2 protein-coding genes and 1 pseudogene are annotated in these 1,920 nt (G+C 69.8%); 2 read left to right on the forward strand and 1 reads right to left on the reverse strand.

The annotated features are described in order from the left end of the window. A pseudogene (locus tag BZL64_RS38385) lies at nucleotides 1–248 on the forward strand (hypothetical protein); the annotation flags it as partial. 17 nt (nucleotides 249–265) lie between these two features. On the opposite strand, the gene BZL64_RS38390 reads toward BZL64_RS38385, so the two are convergent. Further along, nucleotides 266–1,303, reverse strand: coding sequence for a chitinase (locus tag BZL64_RS38390; RefSeq protein WP_086773528.1), 1,038 nt, complete (start codon nucleotides 1,301–1,303; stop codon nucleotides 266–268). Nucleotides 1,304–1,609: 306 nt separating this feature from the next. Here BZL64_RS38390 and BZL64_RS39690 point away from each other — a divergent pair. After that, on the forward strand, nucleotides 1,610–1,920 hold a 311-nt coding region (locus BZL64_RS39690; RefSeq protein ID WP_143663470.1), incomplete at its 3' end, for a hypothetical protein.

The following is a 1,920-nucleotide window of genomic DNA, read 5'->3' on the forward strand; positions in this document are numbered from 1 at the left end:
CGGACGCCCCCAGCCCGCGCGAGCGCGTCCACGCCATGCTGAAGCTCGGCGCGGTGGCCGTCCTCGCCGAACACGCCGGCTCACCCGAACTCCGGGCCGCCGCCGAGCGCAACGACGTCCTCGTGCTGCCGCGGGCCCGGCCGACCGCGATCACCGAGACCGGCCGCGCCGACCTTGCCGTCTTCGACGAGAGCGGCGCCTGCATCGCGACGGTGTGCGCGGGACGGCTCGTGCACAGGCGGCGCTAGGTCGGTCGGGACCCACGTCAGCCCGAGAACGCCTCCGCGAAGGCGCCCGAACTCTGCCGCACCCCACTGCAGTTGGTCAGCGCGTCGTCCGTATCCGTGCCGTCCGCGCACTGCTGGTCCCGGAACGTCGACCACATCGACACCCAGGCGATGCCCTTCTCCTCGGCGAACTCCCGCACCTGCGCCGCGTCCGCGAGCGTGAACGTCTCGTTGTCGACGTCGTTGACGCCGATCATCGAGGTGAGCGCCATGCCCTTCCAGGCGTCGGCGTCCGTCGTGCCGAAGACGGCCTTCAACTGGGTGTGCGCGGCGGTGGCCGAGGTGATCGCGTAGCCGCCCATGTCACCGGCGTACGACTCGCCGTAGTTCATCGTCATCAGATTGACGGCGGACACCTGGACGTCGTACCGGTTCGCCGAGGTCAGCAGCGCGAGGCTGTCGGAGTCCAGCCCTGATGGCATCACCGGGAGGGTGAACGAGACCTCCAGGTCCGGGCGTTCCTTCTGCAGCGCGGCTATCGCCCGGGAACGCAGGGCGACCGAGTCGGCGTCGGTCAGCTCCTCGCCCTCGATGTCGAAGTCGGCCTGCGTGGAACCGGCCGCGTCGAGCGCCGAGCCGTAGGCCCGCGTCAGCTCGGCCACGGTGTCGCAGGTGGCCGCCAGTTCCTCCCCGGACGCCCCGCCGAAGGAGACCCGCACCGAGGCGCCCGTCTCCGTGAGCGCGGCGACGCGCGAGGCCACGGTCGCGTCGTCCACCGCGTGCCGGCCGTTCCACTCCGGGGTGCAGCCGCTGCCGTCGGAGATGACGAAGGCCAGGTTGTACGTCGCCGGTGTGCCCGCCGCGTCGTTGGCGGAGGCCTCCGCCGCGCTGACGTAGGGGGCGTACGCCGTGCCGGACGCGGCGGTCCGCGACGGCGCGGCGCTGCTGCTGTGTCCCGGTGCGGTGGGTGTCGCGGGTGCCGCGTCCGACGTGCTGTCGGACCCCGCGGAGCATCCCGCCGTGGCCAGGGCGAACAGGCAGGCGAGCCCGGCCGTCGGCCTCAGGAGACTCCTCATTGTGCGCATGCACCCGCTCTCGTGATTTCTGTCCCGGCGCGGAAACAATGACCGTTCCCGAACTGGAAATGTCTCATATTCGAGCGGCCCGCGCCGGAACAGTGAACACACAGCCATTCCATGGATGAATATGGTCAAATCTGGGCGATGTGGAGCACGAAAGGGGCAATCGACCCGGTTCTCTGGCGATCGGTCGCGTGACTTTGCTTGTTTCTCTCAGGCAAAAGACAGCTTCGCCCGTTCCTCATGGCTCTTTCACAAGAAGGTCAGAGTTCAGGGCACATAAAGCTCCCTAATATCCGGGGAATGCATTCCGAGCCCGCCATCGAGAACCGTGCCGCCGCCCGCGGTCGCCGCCGCAGAAGCGGCGACGACTCCGCCGCCGAGGGGCCCGTGTTCGTTGACAACTCCGGACGCCGTTCGAAGGTGCTGCGCCGGATCGGCGTCCTCGTGGGCGTCGGCTGTCTCGTCTACGCCGTCGTTCTCGGCGCCGCCTTCATGGGCTGGGGCACCACGCTGAACCCCTCCTCGCTGCTGCCCTTCGGCGGCAACGCCCAGGGCCCTGGCCCCCCTCGGCGACGCCGCCGAAGGGCAGCAGCGAGGAGGGGTTCAGCGTG

It is taken from the genome of Streptomyces bobili (genome assembly GCF_002154575.1).
GTDB classification, from domain to species: domain Bacteria; phylum Actinomycetota; class Actinomycetes; order Streptomycetales; family Streptomycetaceae; genus Streptomyces; species Streptomyces bobili.

Bases quoted from the DNA above. Each gene is read 5' to 3' on its own strand.
- BZL64_RS38390 (WP_086773528.1), bottom strand. From the start codon at position 1,303: ATGAGGAGTCTCCTGAGGCCGACGGCCGGGCTCGCCTGCCTGTTCGCC.